This is a genomic window from Litoreibacter sp. GN1-5 (assembly GCF_055693805.1).
In genome coordinates this window covers 1,522,867-1,539,364 of the sequence record NZ_JBVFUP010000001.1, presented here as the reverse complement: position 1 = coordinate 1,539,364, position 16,498 = coordinate 1,522,867, and the positions used below count along the sequence as shown (strand labels likewise).

Sequence of the window (16,498 nt, the reverse complement as noted above, 5' to 3'; positions counted from 1 at the left end):
GTGTCCGAGCCGCGTGTTACCATACGGCTGGACAAATGGCTCTGGCAGGCGCGGTTCTACAAAACGCGCACATTGGCGGCCAAGCAAGTGACAGGCGGGCATGTCAGGGTGAACGGGGTCAAGGTTTCCAAAGCATCCACATCGGTTGGTGCCGGGGATGTTCTGACATTTCCACAAGCCCGCCTGATACGTGTGGTCGAGATCACAAAACCGGGAGACCGCCGCGGCCCAGCCCCCGAAGCCCAAACGCTATACTGCGATATGACACCTGCACAGAACAAGGTTCCAGCCGCACCGAAGTTTGAGGGAAAAGGTCGCCCCAGTAAGAAAGATCGCCGCAGTCTTGACCTTTCCCGTCGTGACCCGCTTGATTGATCCGGTCAGCCGGATTACCTAGCATGCTGAACCGGAATTTTGGACAACGCCCATGACCTATATCGTGAATGATGCCTGTATCGGCTGTAAATATACTGACTGCGTAGAGGTTTGCCCCGTAGATTGCTTCTACGAGGGTGAGAATATGCTGGTGATCCATCCTGATGAATGTATCGATTGTGGTGTGTGTGAGCCTGAATGTCCCGCCGATGCGATCCGACCTGATACAGAGCCGGATATGGAGAAATGGGTTGAGTTCAACCGCAAATATTCCGAGATGTGGCCGGTGATCATCACCAAGAAAGACCCTCTTCCTGGTGCCGAAGAACGTGATGGGGAGCAAGGCAAGCTGGAGAAATACTTCAGCGAAGCGGCGGGCGAGGGCGGCTGAGTCGTGCGATTCGGGCCCTAGCGACAGGGGTATTGATCCGATTCCATCTCACAAATTAGCTGTAAAACAACAGGTTTTGATACTTATCGTATCGTCACGCTTTAAAACTATGCCTTTTTCTGCTATGTATATGTCAGCGTTACATACGTACACCAAGGCTCAGGACAGCCTGACGAGCAGGTGTTTTTTGAAAATGAATTAAGATTGCCCGGTAGCAATGCCACCGGTCCATCTTTTTCGCTGTGAAGAAGGGCGCTCTTGTGTGAAAGGGCGAACATATATGAGCAAGAAAAAACAAGACTTCAGCCCTAATGAATTCGTGGTTTATCCGGCCCATGGTGTCGGTAAGATCGTCTCGATCGAAAGTCAGGAAGTCGCCGGGATCGAGCTGGAACTTTTCGTAATTTCTTTTGAGAAAGACAAAATGACCCTGCGGGTGCCGACACATAAGGCAACGGAAGTTGGGATGCGCCCTCTGTCCTCACCTGATCTGGTGTCACAAGCCTTCAAGACATTGAAAGGCAAAGCCCGCGTCAAACGCGCTATGTGGTCTCGTCGTGCGCAGGAATATGAACAAAAGATCAACTCGGGCGACTTGATAGCAATTGCCGAGGTTGTGCGTGACTTACACCGTCATGGTGATCAGCGCGAACAAAGCTATTCAGAGCGTCAGCTTTATGAAGCTGCCTTGGAGCGTCTGACCCGTGAAATTGCCGTTGTGAACGGTGCTGACGAAGCAGGCGCACAAAAGGAAATTGATGACGTCTTGATTTCGCGCGCTGCATAAATCCAACTTATAAAATATTACGTTAAGGCCATGGGCAGAGATGCCTGTGGCCTTTTGTTATGGAAGGTATGGCGTTTGCTTCGGTCATTACAAAATCGTCGTAATCGCAGCCAGGACTGCGATTTCGCTGATCTGCTGAGTCGCGCCCAGAATATCACCGGTTTGCCCGCCGATTTTAATCTTGGCAAAGTAGCGCACCGCATAGGTTGCCGCCGCTGCAAATAAGATCACCACGACCCCGGCAAGGCCGAAGAACACCAGTGCTGCGGCTACGGCAATACCACTTGCGATTTGCGCAGTCTGAAGGCCAGGTTGTCCTGTCTGAAATGACAGCCCGTCGCTACGTGCGTTTGGCAAAGTGTTCATCACCAGCACCATCGCAGCCCGCGATATAGCCGCGGCGACAATCACCGCACTGAAAATTGCTCCGGTGTTAAGGATAGCCACAAGTGCTGTCCAACGTATCAAAAGGCTGAACACCAGCGCGATAACGCCATAAGCCCCGATGCGACTGTCTTTCATAATCTCCAACCGGCGATCCAGATCGGATCCACCCCAAAGACCGTCTGCTGTATCGGCCAGCCCGTCTTCGTGTAGCCCGCCTGTGACCATCACAAGAACCAACAGCATTATGGCGGCACTCAGGCCGGTTTCCATTCCAAGTTCCTGACATAAAAAGCAAACTAACGCGGCGAATATTGCCACAACGATGCCGACAGTCGGATAAGCCCATGCTGCAAGGGCTGGATCCCGCTCTGCCCGGAATGCACCCATTGGGACAGGAATGCGGGTCAAAAGGGACAATGCGATGGCAAGATCATCCAGGCTGACAAGGCGTGTGTCGGTTTGAGGCATTAAGGCGGGTCACTTTGGCTTGTGTCTGATGCGCTCAGGGGTAAAGAGATCAGGCGCTAGTTTCAACAGGGGACCCTATGACACAAACATTCTCTTCTCTTTCTGAGTTTCGTGACATCCTGTCAGATATGCCTGTCCCAGATGCTGAGGCACTGCAGGCCGCACAGGCGCGCAACATGCAGTTGACAAAACCGCCGGGGGCCTTGGGACGGTTGGAGGAACTGGCGATTTGGTATGCCAGTTGGCGCGGTCAAGCCGCGCCACAGATCGCTGCGCCACAGATTGTCATATTTGCCGGAAATCATGGGGTTACAGCACAAGGCGTCTCGGCGTTTCCCGCCGAAGTGACTGCGCAAATGGTGCTGAATTTTCAACACGGCGGGGCGGCGATCAATCAACTGGCCCAAACCTTTGGCGCGCGCATGACTGTGCATGCATTAGATTTGGATCGTGCCACCGCCGATTTCACCAAGGTGGCCGCGATGAGTGAGGCAGAATGTATCGAAGCGATACAAACGGGATGGGATGCGGTGGATGACACATCCGATTTGCTTGTGACGGGTGAAATGGGGATTGGCAATACAACGTCCGCTGCAGCTTTAGGGGCAATGCTTTTGGGAGGTGCAGCCGGTGATTGGGTTGGACGGGGCACTGGCGTTAATGATGCGGGTCTTGCGAAAAAGGTCCGCGTTGTCGATGCGGGGTTAACCTTGCATAAGCAGGCGTTGAACGACCCGCTTGAAGCGCTGCGCTGCCTGGGCGGGCGAGAGCTTGCGGCGATGACCGGGGCCATTGCCAGCGCTCGGGCTAAGTGCATTCCGGTTATTCTGGACGGGTTCATCTGTACCGCAGCTGCACTGGTGCTTGAGAAGGCTGTTCCCGGCGCGTTGGATCATGCCGTCGCAGGTCATCTATCAGCGGAAGGGGCGCATGAGCGGATGTTACAAGCCATCCGGAAAACGCCACTTTTGTCGCTTGGCTTGCGGCTGGGGGAGGGCTCTGGCGGTGCATTGGCAATTGGCATTTTACAAGGTGCGGTAGCCTGCCATTCTGCGATGGCCACCTTCGCGGAGGCCGGGGTGTCGGACGCGGGTTAAACCTTGGCGATATCGTTCTTTGGGAATGCAATCTCGCTTTTGGGGTCTTGATCAAGCTATATCCTAATCGGTCCGTTGGTCCTTTGCTTCATCAAGTGAAGAGACCAAAATAGTTTCAAGGTCGCTGTTCAACTCACGTGCGCGGCTGACATAGGCGTCGTTTTCTAGTACAGGAACGCTTGGATCCCACAGCTCGGCCAGTTCTTGCATGGTGTGGCGGTCATGTTTGTAGAAGGTTTCTTCCTGAATATGGGCCTCGTATTCAGTTAGGCCCAGATTTTCGAGCACATAGCGCCCGGCCCGCAGTGAGCTGTCGAAGAGTTCGCGCACGATGTCATTGGCGCCCGCCTGATACAGCTCATAGACGTGCATCCTGTCGCGGGCGCGGGCGACTATATGTATGTCAGGGCGTTCCTTGCGGGCGTAGGCAACGAGTTTCGTAGCAGCCGCCTTGCTATCAAGGGCAACCACCAACACTTTGGCCGTAGATAAGCCTGCGGCATGCAATAGCTCTGGCCGGGTCGGATCGCCGAAAAAGCCTTTAAACCCGAAGCGGCGCATCAGTTGGATCGTGCTGAGATCGTGATCCAGCACTGTGGTCTTGTAGCCCGACATTTGAACCAGCCTGTTCACAACTTGCCCGAAGCGGCCAATGCCTGCGATAATGACGGGCTGCTGGTCATCAATCTTGTCATGAACTTGGTCCGGGGCCGGGCTACCCATACGGTTTGAAAGAAGATCATGGGCGATGAACAGAAGTGGTGTCAGCAGCATAGAAAGGGCTATGACCAGCAACAATGTTTCGGCCAAGGCTGTGGGCAGTACGTTTTGCTGTAAGCTGACGCTGATCAGGACGAAGCCGAATTCGCCAGCTTGGGCGAGGCTAAGGGTGAATAACATGCGGTCGCGCTTTGGGAGCTTGAACAGAAGCGACAGCGTATAAAGAACGCCAGCCTTGATTATGATCAACGCTAGCGTCAGATTTATAATTCGCAAAGCATCATCAAACAGAATGCCGAAGTTGATGCCCGCGCCCACAGTCATGAAGAACAGACCTAACAGCAGACCCTTGAAGGGTTCGATATCTGCTTCAAGCTCGTGCCGGAACTCGCTGTTGGCCAGCACGACACCTGCCAGAAACGTCCCAAGAGCAGGCGAGAGGCCAACCAGCAGCATTAGAACAGCGACGCCAACAACGAAGAGTAATGAAACGGCGGTATACATCTCGCGCAAGCGAGCCGAATGGATATAGCGAAAAATAGGCCGTGTCAGAAAATGCCCACCCAGAACGACCACGATAATTGCCCCCAGTGTGACCAGTGTGACGCCCCAACCGGGCAGGCTTTCGACCAAAGACATAACCGCCTCGGCCGGGTGATCTGCAGAGGTGCCTGAGCCATGATGGTCGTCTGCTGTAGGGGCGTTCAGGCCGGGGATCGCCAGCAGTGGGATCAGGGCGAGCATGGGGATAACGGCGATGTCCTGTGTGAGTAGGACAGAAAAGGCAGATCGTCCTCCGCCGGTTTGCATAAGGTCTTTTTCATCCAGCGTTTGCAGTACGATGGCGGTCGAGGATAAGGCAAGTACAAGCCCTATCGCCAGCGAGATCGACCATGGTTGACCCAAAGCATAGACTGTCGCCGTGATCAGCAGGGTTGTCAGGCCGATTTGTAAGCCACCTAATCCGATCAGCTTGTCGCGCATACTCCAAAGCGTGCGCGGGTCCAGTTCCAGCCCGATCAGAAATAGCATCATTACAACGCCGAACTCAGCGAAATGTTGCAAATCCGCCGTCTCGGACCCGACAAGCCCCGCCACGGGACCAATGGTAATGCCTGCGATCAGATATCCCAGAACTGATCCCAGCCCCAGGCGCATAGCGAGAGGAACAGCCAGACAGGCGGCCATCAGGTAGATGGTCGATTGGAAAAGGAAAGATTCCATGAATATGTCCTTCGTCAGCCTGTCACGACGCTATGGCATCATTTGGCCGAGCGATAGGCTATCACCCCGGCAATATGGTAAATTTTCGCAAGATTTATTTGTTTGGATAGATCATGATAGAGCTTCGTAGATAGGACAGCATTACAATGCCTCAAGATAATCCACCACCACAGGTCGCGCAGGCGTTTGCCGATATCCCTACCGAGATTTCTGCAAAACTGATGGTCGTGCGCGACATGATCAGAGCGCGGGCAAAAGAGGTGGGCATCGAAACCCTTCAAGAGACGTTGAAATGGGGGCAGCCATCCTATCTGACCCTGAAACCAAAGTCCGGCACCACCGTGCGGTTGGGCATATGCGAAAGTCAGGCTGCATTGTTTTTGAATTGCCAAACAACAATCATGGATGAGGCACGGGATCTGTTTGGTAATATTCCCGAGCTTCGAGGGACGCGGGCGGTGATTGTACCGGACGATCCACAGAGCAGCGATGTTTTACAGCATGTTATTGCGATTGCGTTGACGTATCATGCCCGAAAATCAAAGCGACCAAAGAGATAAGCCTTATGAGGGCTTGCCGAAATCGCTTTCGGAAGGCATTTATAGGCAGGAGGTGCTGCCAATGAAACGATCAGATATCAATAATATCATGGCCGAGGCGGATGCGTTTATCCGATCATTTGGCTATATTCTTCCGCCCTTCGCCTATTGGACGCCGCAGCAGATGCGCGCGCGACGTTCAAGCATTGACGGTATCGTCGATGCCGGACTGGGTTGGGACATCACGGATTACGGACAAGGCAAGTTTGATGAGCTTGGATTGTTTCTGTTCACGACCCGTAACGGTCAGCAAGAAGATCTGAAGCGGGGGGGCGGCATGTGCTATGCCGAGAAGATCATGATTTCGCACCACAACCAGATCAGCCCGATGCATCGCCATTATGTGAAGGCCGAGGACATCATCAACCGTGGCGGCGCCGGTTTGGCGATTGAGCTGTTTGGCTCTGCCAAGGATGGTTCATTTGACGAAAATGCAGGTGGGACGATCCGGTGCGACGGGATCGAGCGGCAATTTGAACCGGGTGAGGTCATCATATTGCAGCCGGGTGAAAGCATCACCCTCATGCCCGGTGATTGGCATGCGTTCTGGGGCGAGGGGGGCGATGTACTGATCGGTGAGGTCTCGACTGTTAATGATGATAAGACCGATAACTGGTTTCGCGATCCGATTGGGCGGTTCTCAGACATTGAGGAAGATGTTGACCCTGCACACTTGCTGGTATCCGACTACGCCAGCAAGTTATGATGAGGCGGGGGCGCATGTGGCCCGCCCGCCTTTTCGTCAGAGTTAACCTATTCGCCTAATGCGATCCCTTCCCGGCGAGGGTCCGCCCCGCCTTCGTATCCTGCTTCGGTTATGGCAATCGCATGCAGGCCGGAGTTCAGGGCGCGGGTTTCGACCTCATAGCCAAGTTCAGCCAGTGGATCAGACAGGTCGATGGCCGATGTTCCTTCCTCCAGATCATAAGCGCCGAACCGGTTGACCAGATGTGGCAGGCTTACCGCGGCCTGCACATCCATTCCCCAATCGATATGGGCGATAATCGTCTTGGCCACATAACCGATGATCCGCGACCCACCCGGAGAGCCCACAACAAGTGACGGGCTACCGTCTTTAAGCACAATCGTTGGTGCCATAGAGGATCTGGGTCGTTTGCCGGGCTCAACCCGGTTGGCAATTGGCACGCCCTCTTCATGGGTGGCGAACGAAAAGTCCGTCAGCTCATTGTTCAGCAGAAAGCCACCGGGGGTCATCAATCGAGAGCCGAAGCCGTTCTCAATCGTGGTGGTCATCGACAAGGCGTTGCCATAGGTGTCGACAATGGAAATATGAGAGGTTGAGGGCAGTTCTATCGACTGGTCATCCGCCCAAAGAAGCGCATGATCGAAGGCCGGCTTGCCGGCGGCTGTCTCGGGCAGCGCGTCGTCACCTTCCAACAGCTTGGCGCGCTCGGAAAGGTACGCGGTATCCACCAATCCCTTGGTGGGAACAGGTACAAAATCGCTATCTGCCATGTAGCGACCCCGATCAGCAAAGGCGAGGCGAGAGGCGTCCCCAATCAAGCGCCAGCTTTCTGGGTTATCTGCCCCCAAAGCGACCAGGTCAGAATTTTCCAGCATCCCCAATATTTGCCCAAGGGTCAAAGCGCCGGAAGAGGGCGGTCCCATCCCGCAGACGTTATGGGACCGGTAGGTGACACAGACCGGTGCACGTTCTTTGACGGTGTAGTTGCGCAGATCACTCAAGGACAATGTCCCGGGGTTGCCTTCGGCACCACGTACCGTGGCAACGATCCCTCGGCGATGGTGCCTTCATAGAAAACGTCTGTCCCGTGTTCTGAAATTTGGCGGAGGGTTTTCGCATAGGCGGGGTTTTTCAGGGTACTGCCCTCGGCAAGTGGCTTGCCATCTGGCAGAAAGTAATCTGCTGTCGTCGCAGAACTTGATAGTCGCTCAGCATCATTTTCCACGAGGGCTGCAAGACGGGGGACACTGTGAAGCCATCCTCGGCTAGTCGTATCGCATCGTCAAACAGCTCGCGCCAGTTTTCGCGGCCCCATTTTCTGTGGGCAGTTTCCATCAAGGCGGGCGTACCGGGGGTGCCGACGGACAGGCCGCCGACGACGGCATCGAAGAATTGCAGTGGTTCACCTGCGGCATTCTGGAACAGGCGCGGGGTGACAGCCATTGGGGCGGTTTCCCGACCGTCGAGTGTCTGCACCTCGCCAGTTTTGGCATCATACCAGACCAGAAACGCCCCGCCACCAAGGCCAGAACTTTGCGGCTCGACCAGACCAAGCACCGCTTGTATCGCAACCATCGCATCAGCGGCGGTTCCGCCATCGCGTAACACGCGAGCACCGGCGTGCACGGCCAATGGATTGGCGGCGGCGATCATCCAGTTGTCAGCTTTAACCGGTGAACCACTGTCCTTTGAAGCCTGCGCTGTTGCAGCCTCGGGTGCGAACGCGTCAGCGGTCTCTTGTGCCTGTGCCGTTGTTGTAAGCGTTACGGCAAGCAAAGTGGTTGAGATGAAACGATGCATGTGAAAGCCCCCTGTAAATGAATGTATGATGATAGGGTGGCGCATTTCACAGGAATGACAAGTCCCCTTCGGTTTACAGTTGACTCGCAGTGCTGCGCGTATAAAAGGCAGGCTTCAAGGAATTTTCGGGCGGCCTTGGCCACCCTGACCAGGAGATGTGACATGGCGAAGCCAACCACAATCAAAATCCGCCTGAACTCGATCCGCTGGCACGGGGCATTTCTATGTGACCAAAAAGAATGCTCGTACCATGACCGAGAAGATGGTGGTGCGCAAATACGACCCTGTTGCGCGCAAGCATGTCGAATATAAGGAAGGCAAGATCAAGTAATCTTCCAGACTTTCGATTTTGAACGAGGCCGCGCCAGCTAAGCGCGGCTTTTTTCGTTTCAATGGAGGGAATGATGGATATTCGTCCGACAACACGTGCTGATATCGCGGCTGTGGATGCGCTATTGGCCCGCAGCTACCCGATTTTGTTAAAAGCTGATTATGAGCCGCCCGTACTGGTGACAGCCTTGCCGATCATTAGCCGCGCGCAGCCTGCTTTGGTCGTATCGGGTACATATTACGGTGTTTTTGAAAACGGCGAGCTTTTGGGAGCAGGAGGGTTGACCACCGCTGCGCCGGGTGGGGCACAAAATGTGCCTGATGTGGCGCATGTCCGTCATGTGGTGACAGATCACCGGCATACGCGCAAAGGCGTTGGGACGGTTTTGATGAAACATATCCTGGCTGAAGCAAAAGCCGCGGGTGTCTCTCAGATGGCGTGCCAATCCACACTGACGGCAGTACCATTTTACCAGAGCGTTGGATTTGAGGTTGTGCGTCCCATTGATGTTCCTTTGCGGCCGGGGATCAGCTTTCCGGCAATGGCGATGGTTCTGACTTTTTAGGCAGGACCCTCTGCATAGATGATCATCGGCTCGAAACCAGCCTTCGCCATCAGCTTCGCGGAGGCCTTATTGAACGTACCATAGCTAACCCCGATCCGGTCAACGCCATAGGATTTGATGCGCATACGCATCTCTGTGATTAGCCTCATGCCAAGCCCCTGCCTCTGATAGTTTGGAAGAACGCAGATATGTTCCAGCATTGCCCGGTTTCGATCCGGGGTAAGAGGGCCAGTTTCATGCTGTTGCAAATTATAGATAAGATAGCCTGCGATGATATCAGCGTCATCTGCAACAAGGGCGGTTGTGTTTTCTTCGGTGATCCAGTTGCGCAGCCATGGCAGTACCTCGTTGCGGGGTGGTTCTTTGCAATACCGCGCAGGTTGCTGTTCGACATGCAGGTTTTGGATATGGTTGAGTAACGGCAGAATCCGATCAGCCTGTTCTGGTGGCAGAGCGTATATTTGCATCGAAAGTTCTCCAACAAAAAAGGGCCGGTGTGAACACCAGCCCTTTGTGATTTGTTTTGTCGCGTAGTGTTATTCGCGGCTGCCCAAAAGTTGCAGCAAGAACATGAACATGTTGATGAAGTCCAGATAGAGGTTCAGCGCGCCCATAATTGCAGCTTTACCCAACCATTCCTGATCCCCATGCGAAGCATGTGCGATATAGGTGTTCTTGATCTTCTGTGTGTCATAGGCTGTAAGGCCTGCGAAGATCAGCACACCAATGATCGAAACTGCGTACATGATCGCTGGCGAGGCAAGGAAGATGTTGACGATTGAGGCCACGATCAGACCGATAACACCCATGATCAGGAAAGATCCCCAACCGGAAATATCCTTCTTGGTTGTGTAACCCCAGAGACTGAGCCCGGCAAAGGCGATTGATGTCACAAGGAAAATCTGTGCGATTGATTGACCTGTGAACACGATGAAGATTGAGCTGATCGAAATGCCCATCACGGCTGCAAAAGTGTAGAACACCAGTTGAGCGGTTGCCGCGGACATCCGGTTGATCATCGCACTAAAGCCAAAAACGAAAGCCAGCGGTGCGAACATCACAACCCACTTGAGCGGTGATGCATACAGCGCAACGCCTAGATCTGTGAGGTATTTATCAGCCCCAATTTGATATTGGGTTGGCGCGTCTGTGACAGCCATACCTGACAAAGCCCAAGCGGCTGCAAATGTAATCAGCATACCTACGGACATCGTGCCGTAGACTTTATTCATGTGGGCGCGCAGGCCCTCATCGATGGCCTGTGTCTGGGCACCAATGCCAGTCGTGCGCACCGTTCCATAGTCTGCCATGAAAACTCTCCCTTTCAGGCGTATTGATTGGAGGCTTATATATAAAACCTCATATATGGCCTGAATGTGGGGCAGGTAGTACTACATTTCAAGTTAATCTGTCTATGAAACGATGCTTTTCTGTGTAAATTTGTTGGAATTACACCCGCCAATGATCGGGTACATCCCAAAATGGACGTTTTGCTTCCGTTTCAGCTTGTTTCGGGCTTAATCCTATATCTTCCAACCGAGCGGAATCCAGACGGGAGAGAGCCCTCCGTTGGACATACAGGTCGATATAGTCAAACAAGCCAACACGACGCAACGCAGCGCGGTGATGAGAGCGGTGCAGTATATAATCAGACATTGTACCACCTTTCGCATATCGTGATAATTCATGATGAATTCATCATTTCTATTGATCTATATGGCAGGATATGATCCATATTAAAAACGAATGTTTGAGATGCTTTAGATCACGGATAATGATATGGCTCGAAATCTTGACTTAACTGCGCTCCGCTCTTTTGTCGCCGTTGCGGATACTGGCGGTGTGACCAAGGCGGCGGGGTATCTGCATTTAACCCAATCCGCTGTTTCGATGCAGTTGAAGCGGCTGGAGGAAGCACTTGATGTGCGGCTTCTTGACCGTGCTAACCGTAAGATGACATTGACCGCCGAAGGGGAACAGCTTGTAAGCTATGCCAGACGGATGTTGGCCTTGAATGACGAGGCTTACATGCGGCTGACTGCGACGGAATATGAGGGCGAAATTGTGTTGGGCGTGCCCCATGACATTATCTACCCCTACATACCCCCAATCCTGCGCCGTTTCGCGTCAGATTTTCCACGTGTCCGCATTCGTCTTGTCTCAGCCCCCACGACGCGGCTGCGCGAGATGTTCGGGCGTGGTGAATGTGATGTGATCCTAACGACAGAAGAACAACCGGGGCCGGGGGTGATACTCTGGTTCGGCTTCCTTTGGTCTGGATTGGCGCTGTTGGTGGGATAGCCTGGAAGGAACGCCCCTTGCCAGTCGCCTTTTGCCAGAATTGTATTTTCCGCTCAGGCGTTCTGAAACGTCTTGATGATGCACATTTCGATTGGGAAATGGCTGTTGACTCAGACCTCGATAATGCGGTCGAGGCTGTCGTCAGTGCCGATCTGGCCGTTCATGCCGCGATCAAAGGGGTCTATCCCCGCCAAACCGGGCCGATTGCGCATGATGGTGGCCTTCCAGATCCGGGAACAACCCGGATTGTCCTGTATATGCAGCGCACCGATGAAACCGTCCTGGAAGCGTTGCGGGATATGATCCGGACCGCCTATCATTCCCAATGGCAATCATCTACCGAGGAGCTCAATCTCATGGCTCAAGGGTAACGACAACCTTCCCAGTTGATTGGCGGCTGCGGAGCAATTCCAACGCGTCTGAGGCGTGCTCTAAAGGGAGTTGGTGACTGATATGAGGCTTCAGCTTTCCCTCAGCATACCACGCGAACAGTTGCGACAAGCTGTTGGTGACAACTTCGGGTTTGAATTTCAGATAGCCACCCCAATAGACACCGATCGCGCTTATATTCTTGACCAACAGATGGTTGGCAGGGATTTGTGGGACGTCGCCGCTCGCAAAGCCTATCAGCAATATACGTGCTTCTGGGTTACAGGCGCGCAGGGCTGCTTTGAACAGATTGCCGCCAACGGCGTCATAGACGACATCGGCCCGACCAAGAGATTTCGTGGCCTCACGCAGATCATCAGTGTCAATATCGATCAGATGGTCAGCACCGGCTTGTTTTACGATGTCCAGTTTGGAGCTTCGAGCGGCACCAATGACCTTTGCGCCCATCATCTTGCCAAGCTCAACTGCAGTAAGACCAACACCTCCAGCTGCGCCAAGGACCAGAAGTGTTTCACCGGGTTGCAATCTGGCGCTGCGTTCCAGTGCGACATGGCTGGTTGAGTAAGCCACCTGAAACGCAGCAGCGACGTGATAGGGTATGCTTTCGTGTAGCGGGACGCAGAGATGTGCCTTGAAGACACCGAACTCGGCCAGACCACCGTGCCCGCCAAACACGGCAACTCTGGTGCCGATGGCCGGCGAAGTCACGCCCTCGCCATGGCCAATTACTTCGCCTGCAACTTCCATGCCGGGAACAAAGGGCAGGTTTGGCGTATCTTGATAAGTGCCTTTCAACATCAACAAGTCAGCAAAATTCAGGCCACAAGCATGGATTTTCAACAATACCTCACCCGCTTTAGGAACAGGTTGTGGGATGTTGATGACATTGGGGGCTTCAGCGAATGAGCTGACCTGAAATGCGCGCATGAAAGCTATCCTGATCGATTTTCCCGCAAACTATCCCTGACCAGACTGTGATGCTACCCGAAAGCAGACGTTACTGTAGAAGCTGTGAACAGAAATGATATCGCGTGCGTTAACAGAAAATTATTCCCAGTTGGCCTTATGATGAATGTGCTGCATGGGCAGGTCTTGCCCGCCTATGCGCTTTGTTGAAAAGGACTTGTCAGAATGAGCATACACCCAATCGATCAGCATGTAGGGCAGCGTGTGCGCAATCGTCGGTGGGATATGGAGATGACGCAGGCCGATCTTGCAGGGCGTTTGGGGATCAGGTTTCAGCAAATCCAGAAATACGAAGCCGGGCGCAATCGGATCAGCGCGTCACGTCTATGGGATATGGCTCAGGTACTTGAAGTGCCTGTGGGATACTTCTTTGACGAGGTCGATGAAAACTGCGTCAAAAGCCCGGAGGTCATACAAAGGTTGCAGGCGTGAAAACCTGTCAGAACCTTATCTGACAATATAGCGAAGCGTGGCTTCACAATCGATGCGGTCACAAAGCCCTTCGGTATTTCCGACGATTTCTTTCGTTTGCAGGATTTTTTCCAATCCTTTTGCTGGAAAAGAACGCCCGACGCAAACTTTTAGAAAATTCTCATCATTTTCAATGAGATGATCGCAGCAATCGCTTGTGTATTCATCGCTACCGCCTTTATAGGCGCGGCATCTGGAATAGAGAACGGTCCGTACCGTTTCAGATTGGATGATGGATTTAGGCTCTGGCAGGCAGACGCCGGGGAACAGTTCGTCCTGTCCAGACTGACATGTATAGTCTTGCTCCTGCTCCTCAAAGCCGACCGTGGCTTGGCCCGCGCTACAAACGCCTATTTCGTCCGCCAATTCTTCAGAAAGGTGATCACAGCAGTTGTTCGTATACTCGTCGCTTCCATTCTCGCTGACCCTGCATCGGGAATAAAGCGCGATGCTAATGCCATTGGGCAAATCAGTACTATCAGAGGTTGGTAAGCAGACGCCGGGTAATATATCACCCTCCCCGGAACACTGGTAAACTTGGGCGCTGGATTGACTTGTGAAAAGTGCGGTTGCTGAAAGAACAAGCCCGGCACATACTAGACGAAACATATGGTACACGCGATCAAATCTCCTGACTCATACTAAAGTATCACAGTATTGTGCGAGATAAAAGGTTTGGGACAGCAGTGCGTTACACTGAGAAGCTTAGAGTGCAGTTCAAAAGCAAGATTGATTGTACGAGAAAGCATTTGAGAGCAACGTAATAGGTAGAACAAGATCGGGGGTCTGTGTGGATGCAAAGTTGAAATCGGAACTGTTGGTGCTGTTACCGCTGCTTGCGGATGCGGCACGTGCTGAGACACTTGCGTATTTCCGAGGCGGAGCTTTGGCGACCCAATCCAAAGATTTAGATGGATTTGATCCAGTGACAATCGCAGATCGTGCGGCAGAACAAGCTATTCGTGCGCTTCTGGCGCAGCATCGCTCTGACGATGGCATTCTGGGGGAGGAGTTTGGCGCAACCGAAGGGGCCAGCGGTTTGACATGGGTGCTTGATCCCATTGACGGAACACGGGGCTATATCTCAGGGACGCCAACATGGGGGACGCTGATTGCGCTGCATGACGGCGCAGCACCGGTTCTGGGCTTGATTGACCAGCCTTATATTGGTGAGCGGTTTATTGGCGGGCTGGGCATTGCACAGCTTGAGGGGCGGCATGGCGTGCGAGACCTGAGAACCTCGGGCACGACGGATTTGAGCGATGCTTTGATTTTCACAACATTCCCCGAGGTGGGCACGGAAGCAGAAAGGACTGCTTTCAATGCGGTCGCAAGACGATGCAAACTGACGCGTTATGGGATGGACTGTTACGCCTATGCACTTTTGGCGCTTGGCCAGATTGATCTGGTGATTGAAGCTGGGCTGAATGCTTATGACATCCAAGCACCGATTGCGGTGATCGAAGCGGCTGGCGGTGTCGTCACCGATTGGCAGGGTAAACCTGTTGATCAAGGCGGGCGTGCCGTTGCGGCCGCAACGCCGGAATTGCACGCAGCTGCGTTGGAAATCCTGAAAGATGCCTGAAAGGCTGATCAAAGGGGCGGAAATCATCCTGACGATGGATGATGCGGGCTCTGAATTGGCTAATGCTGACATACTGATCCGGGATGGTGTGATTGCTGAGATAGGCTCTGATCTGAAAACGATTGGTGAAACCATTCTTGCAACAGGTTGTGTGGTTACGCCCGGTTTGGTGAATACACATCACCATTTGTATCAAACGCTGACCCGTGCTGTGCCCGGCGGTCAAGATGCGCTGCTGTTTGGTTGGCTCAATACGCTTTACCCGATTTGGGCGCGTTTCGGGCCGCAGGAAATGTTTAGCGCGACCCAGATTGGTCTGGCAGAGCTGGCACTGTCAGGCTGTACGATGACTTCGGATCACCTGTACCTTTACCCAAATGGCGCGCGGCTGGATGATACGATTGCAGCAGCGGCCGAGATCGGGCTGCGCTTCCATCCCACGCGTGGCGCGATGAGTATCGGTGAAAGCGATGGCGGTTTACCTCCGGATGGGTTGGTTGAAGCAGAAACAGCAATCATCAAGGATATGATCCGGGTTGTAGATACGTTTCATGACCCCTCACCGGGGTCTATGATCCGTGTGGGACTTGCGCCCTGTTCGCCTTTTTCGGTTAGCCGGGATTTGATGCGTGAAACTGCCCATCTGGCGCGGGACAAGGGCGTGATGCTGCATACCCATTTGGCCGAGAATGATGAGGATATCGCCTATTCCCTGGAAAAATTCGGCTGCCGTCCGGGACAATATGCTGAGGATCTTGGTTGGGTTGGTGATGACGTTTGGCACGCCCATTGCGTCAAGCTGGATGGAGCAGAGATTGATCTGTTTGCGCGGTCGCGCACGGGTGTGGCCCATTGCCCGTGTTCAAACTGCCGCCTTGGTTCAGGCATCGCGCCCGTGCGGGCCATGCGGGATGCAGGGGTTAAGGTCGGACTTGGGGTGGATGGATCAGCGTCTAACGATATGGGCAATATGATGCTTGAGGCGCGACAGGCCATGTTGCTGCAACGCGTAGTTCAGGGGGCTGACGCGATGAGCGCTCGGGAGGCTTTATATATTGCCACGCGTGGTGGCGCCGAAGTTCTGGGCCGCGGCGAGCACTGCGGGCAGATCAAGACAGGCTATCGCGCCGACATCGCGCTGTGGGATACGAATGGGGTCGATGGCGCGGGCAGTTGGGACAAGGTGGCGCTGATATTGGCAGGGCCAAGCAAAGTGCGGGATTTGTTTGTGGAAGGTGTGCAGGTCGTTCGGGATTATCAGCTTTCAGGTCTGGATTTGCCGTGGGCCCTTGAGCGACAGAAGCAATTGGCGCTAAACTTGATGCAATAGGAGGC

16 protein-coding genes and 4 pseudogenes are annotated in these 16,498 nt (G+C 53.7%); 12 read left to right on the top strand and 8 right to left on the bottom strand.

The window, feature by feature from the left end; all coding sequences use genetic code 11:
- From ACZ1HF_RS07910 to ACZ1HF_RS07900, 3 genes are all read left to right on the top strand, one after another.
- Positions 1–375, top strand: coding sequence for an RNA-binding S4 domain-containing protein (locus tag ACZ1HF_RS07910; RefSeq protein ID WP_472656980.1), 375 nt, complete (start codon positions 1–3; stop codon positions 373–375).
- Between the two features lie 52 nt (positions 376–427).
- Positions 428–766, top strand: coding sequence for a ferredoxin FdxA (gene fdxA / locus ACZ1HF_RS07905; RefSeq protein ID WP_472656979.1), 339 nt, complete (start codon positions 428–430; stop codon positions 764–766).
- A 280-nt stretch (positions 767–1,046) separates the two neighbouring features.
- A complete protein-coding gene (locus ACZ1HF_RS07900; protein WP_472656978.1) occupies positions 1,047–1,553 on the top strand; it encodes a CarD family transcriptional regulator in 507 nt (168 codons plus the stop codon).
- Positions 1,554–1,640: 87 nt separating this feature from the next.
- On the opposite strand, the gene cobS is transcribed toward ACZ1HF_RS07900, so the two are convergent.
- A complete protein-coding gene (cobS, locus tag ACZ1HF_RS07895) occupies positions 1,641–2,408 on the bottom strand; it encodes an adenosylcobinamide-GDP ribazoletransferase (protein ID WP_472656977.1) in 768 nt (255 codons plus the stop codon).
- Positions 2,409–2,485: 77 nt separating this feature from the next.
- On the opposite strand from cobS, the gene cobT reads away from it, so the two are divergent.
- Entirely contained in the window at positions 2,486–3,505 is a 1,020-nt protein-coding gene (gene cobT, locus ACZ1HF_RS07890; protein WP_472656976.1) for a nicotinate-nucleotide--dimethylbenzimidazole phosphoribosyltransferase, read from the top strand.
- Positions 3,506–3,568: 63 nt separating this feature from the next.
- Here cobT and ACZ1HF_RS07885 read toward each other — a convergent pair whose 3' ends face one another.
- A complete protein-coding gene (locus ACZ1HF_RS07885) occupies positions 3,569–5,449 on the bottom strand; it encodes a monovalent cation:proton antiporter-2 (CPA2) family protein (RefSeq protein ID WP_472656975.1) in 1,881 nt (626 codons plus the stop codon).
- A 146-nt stretch (positions 5,450–5,595) separates the two neighbouring features.
- On the opposite strand from ACZ1HF_RS07885, the gene ACZ1HF_RS07880 reads away from it, so the two are divergent.
- Both ACZ1HF_RS07880 and ACZ1HF_RS07875 read left to right on the top strand, forming a co-directional pair.
- A complete protein-coding gene (locus ACZ1HF_RS07880; RefSeq protein ID WP_472656974.1) occupies positions 5,596–6,009 on the top strand; it encodes a DUF1801 domain-containing protein in 414 nt (137 codons plus the stop codon).
- A 61-nt stretch (positions 6,010–6,070) separates the two neighbouring features.
- On the top strand, positions 6,071–6,754 hold the full coding sequence (locus tag ACZ1HF_RS07875) for a D-lyxose/D-mannose family sugar isomerase (RefSeq protein WP_472656973.1): 684 nt from the start codon (positions 6,071–6,073) through the stop codon (positions 6,752–6,754).
- A 47-nt stretch (positions 6,755–6,801) separates the two neighbouring features.
- On the opposite strand, the pseudogene ggt reads toward ACZ1HF_RS07875, so the two are convergent.
- Positions 6,802–8,554 (bottom strand): annotated as a pseudogene (ggt, locus tag ACZ1HF_RS07870) (gamma-glutamyltransferase).
- 162 nt (positions 8,555–8,716) lie between these two features.
- Here ggt and rpmG point away from each other — a divergent pair.
- Positions 8,717–8,885 (top strand): annotated as a pseudogene (rpmG, locus tag ACZ1HF_RS07865) (50S ribosomal protein L33).
- A 70-nt stretch (positions 8,886–8,955) separates the two neighbouring features.
- Entirely contained in the window at positions 8,956–9,450 is a 495-nt protein-coding gene (locus ACZ1HF_RS07860) for a GNAT family N-acetyltransferase (RefSeq protein ID WP_472656972.1), read from the top strand.
- On the opposite strand, the gene ACZ1HF_RS07855 is transcribed toward ACZ1HF_RS07860, so the two are convergent.
- From ACZ1HF_RS07855 to ACZ1HF_RS07845, 3 genes are all read right to left on the bottom strand, one after another.
- Positions 9,447–9,917 (bottom strand): GNAT family N-acetyltransferase, encoded by a 471-nt coding sequence (locus tag ACZ1HF_RS07855; RefSeq protein WP_472656970.1) that lies wholly within the window; start codon positions 9,915–9,917, stop codon positions 9,447–9,449. The genes ACZ1HF_RS07860 and ACZ1HF_RS07855 overlap by 4 nt on opposite strands.
- Before the next feature lie 69 nt (positions 9,918–9,986).
- Positions 9,987–10,760, bottom strand: a complete 774-nt coding sequence (locus ACZ1HF_RS07850; protein ID WP_472656969.1) for a Bax inhibitor-1/YccA family protein — start codon at positions 10,758–10,760, stop codon at positions 9,987–9,989.
- A gap of 139 nt (positions 10,761–10,899) precedes the next feature.
- Entirely contained in the window at positions 10,900–11,106 is a 207-nt protein-coding gene (locus ACZ1HF_RS07845) for a DUF1127 domain-containing protein (protein WP_472656968.1), read from the bottom strand.
- A gap of 123 nt (positions 11,107–11,229) precedes the next feature.
- Between ACZ1HF_RS07845 and ACZ1HF_RS07840 the strand changes: the two are divergent.
- Positions 11,230–12,122: pseudogene (locus ACZ1HF_RS07840) on the top strand (LysR family transcriptional regulator).
- Here the strand turns inward: ACZ1HF_RS07840 and ACZ1HF_RS07835 are convergent.
- Positions 12,106–13,068 carry an NADPH:quinone oxidoreductase family protein gene (locus tag ACZ1HF_RS07835; RefSeq protein ID WP_472656967.1) on the bottom strand — a complete coding sequence of 321 codons (963 nt, stop codon included), beginning with the start codon at positions 13,066–13,068 and terminating at the stop codon, positions 12,106–12,108. The pseudogene ACZ1HF_RS07840 and the gene ACZ1HF_RS07835 sit on opposite strands and share 17 nt — an antisense overlap.
- A 204-nt stretch (positions 13,069–13,272) precedes the next feature.
- On the opposite strand from ACZ1HF_RS07835, the pseudogene ACZ1HF_RS07830 reads away from it, so the two are divergent.
- Positions 13,273–13,494, top strand: a pseudogene (locus ACZ1HF_RS07830) (helix-turn-helix domain-containing protein); the annotation flags it as partial.
- 60 nt (positions 13,495–13,554) lie between these two features.
- Here ACZ1HF_RS07830 and ACZ1HF_RS07825 read toward each other — a convergent pair.
- Positions 13,555–14,196: a hypothetical protein gene (locus ACZ1HF_RS07825; RefSeq protein ID WP_472656966.1), complete on the bottom strand. Its 642-nt coding sequence runs from the start codon at positions 14,194–14,196 to the stop codon at positions 13,555–13,557.
- A 184-nt stretch (positions 14,197–14,380) separates the two neighbouring features.
- On the opposite strand from ACZ1HF_RS07825, the gene hisN reads away from it, so the two are divergent.
- Positions 14,381–15,163 (top strand): histidinol-phosphatase, encoded by a 783-nt coding sequence (hisN, locus tag ACZ1HF_RS07820; protein ID WP_472656965.1) that lies wholly within the window; start codon positions 14,381–14,383, stop codon positions 15,161–15,163.
- On the top strand, positions 15,156–16,493 hold the full coding sequence (locus ACZ1HF_RS07815) for an 8-oxoguanine deaminase (protein ID WP_472656964.1): 1,338 nt from the start codon (positions 15,156–15,158) through the stop codon (positions 16,491–16,493). The genes hisN and ACZ1HF_RS07815 overlap by 8 nt, the downstream gene beginning before the upstream one ends.
- Positions 16,494–16,498: the final 5 nt, after the last annotated feature.

Excerpts from the sequence above, each read along its gene's own strand:
- ACZ1HF_RS07885 (WP_472656975.1), bottom strand. The coding sequence starts at position 5,449 with ATGGAATCTTTCCTTTTCCAATCGACCATCTACCTGATGGCCGCCTGT.
- ACZ1HF_RS07855 (WP_472656970.1), bottom strand. The coding sequence starts at position 9,917 with ATGCAAATATACGCTCTGCCACCAGAACAGGCTGATCGGATTCTGCCG.
- ACZ1HF_RS07845 (WP_472656968.1), bottom strand. The coding sequence starts at position 11,106 with ATGTCTGATTATATACTGCACCGCTCTCATCACCGCGCTGCGTTGCGT.
- ACZ1HF_RS07850 (WP_472656969.1), bottom strand. The coding sequence starts at position 10,760 with ATGGCAGACTATGGAACGGTGCGCACGACTGGCATTGGTGCCCAGACA.
- ACZ1HF_RS07880 (WP_472656974.1), top strand. The coding sequence starts at position 5,596 with ATGCCTCAAGATAATCCACCACCACAGGTCGCGCAGGCGTTTGCCGAT.
- ACZ1HF_RS07875 (WP_472656973.1), top strand. The coding sequence starts at position 6,071 with ATGAAACGATCAGATATCAATAATATCATGGCCGAGGCGGATGCGTTT.
- fdxA (WP_472656979.1), top strand. The coding sequence starts at position 428 with ATGACCTATATCGTGAATGATGCCTGTATCGGCTGTAAATATACTGAC.
- ACZ1HF_RS07815 (WP_472656964.1), top strand. The coding sequence starts at position 15,156 with ATGCCTGAAAGGCTGATCAAAGGGGCGGAAATCATCCTGACGATGGAT.
- ACZ1HF_RS07900 (WP_472656978.1), top strand. The coding sequence starts at position 1,047 with ATGAGCAAGAAAAAACAAGACTTCAGCCCTAATGAATTCGTGGTTTAT.
- ACZ1HF_RS07860 (WP_472656972.1), top strand. The coding sequence starts at position 8,956 with ATGATGGATATTCGTCCGACAACACGTGCTGATATCGCGGCTGTGGAT.
- cobS (WP_472656977.1), bottom strand. The coding sequence starts at position 2,408 with ATGCCTCAAACCGACACACGCCTTGTCAGCCTGGATGATCTTGCCATC.
- ACZ1HF_RS07835 (WP_472656967.1), bottom strand. The coding sequence starts at position 13,068 with ATGCGCGCATTTCAGGTCAGCTCATTCGCTGAAGCCCCCAATGTCATC.
- cobT (WP_472656976.1), top strand. The coding sequence starts at position 2,486 with ATGACACAAACATTCTCTTCTCTTTCTGAGTTTCGTGACATCCTGTCA.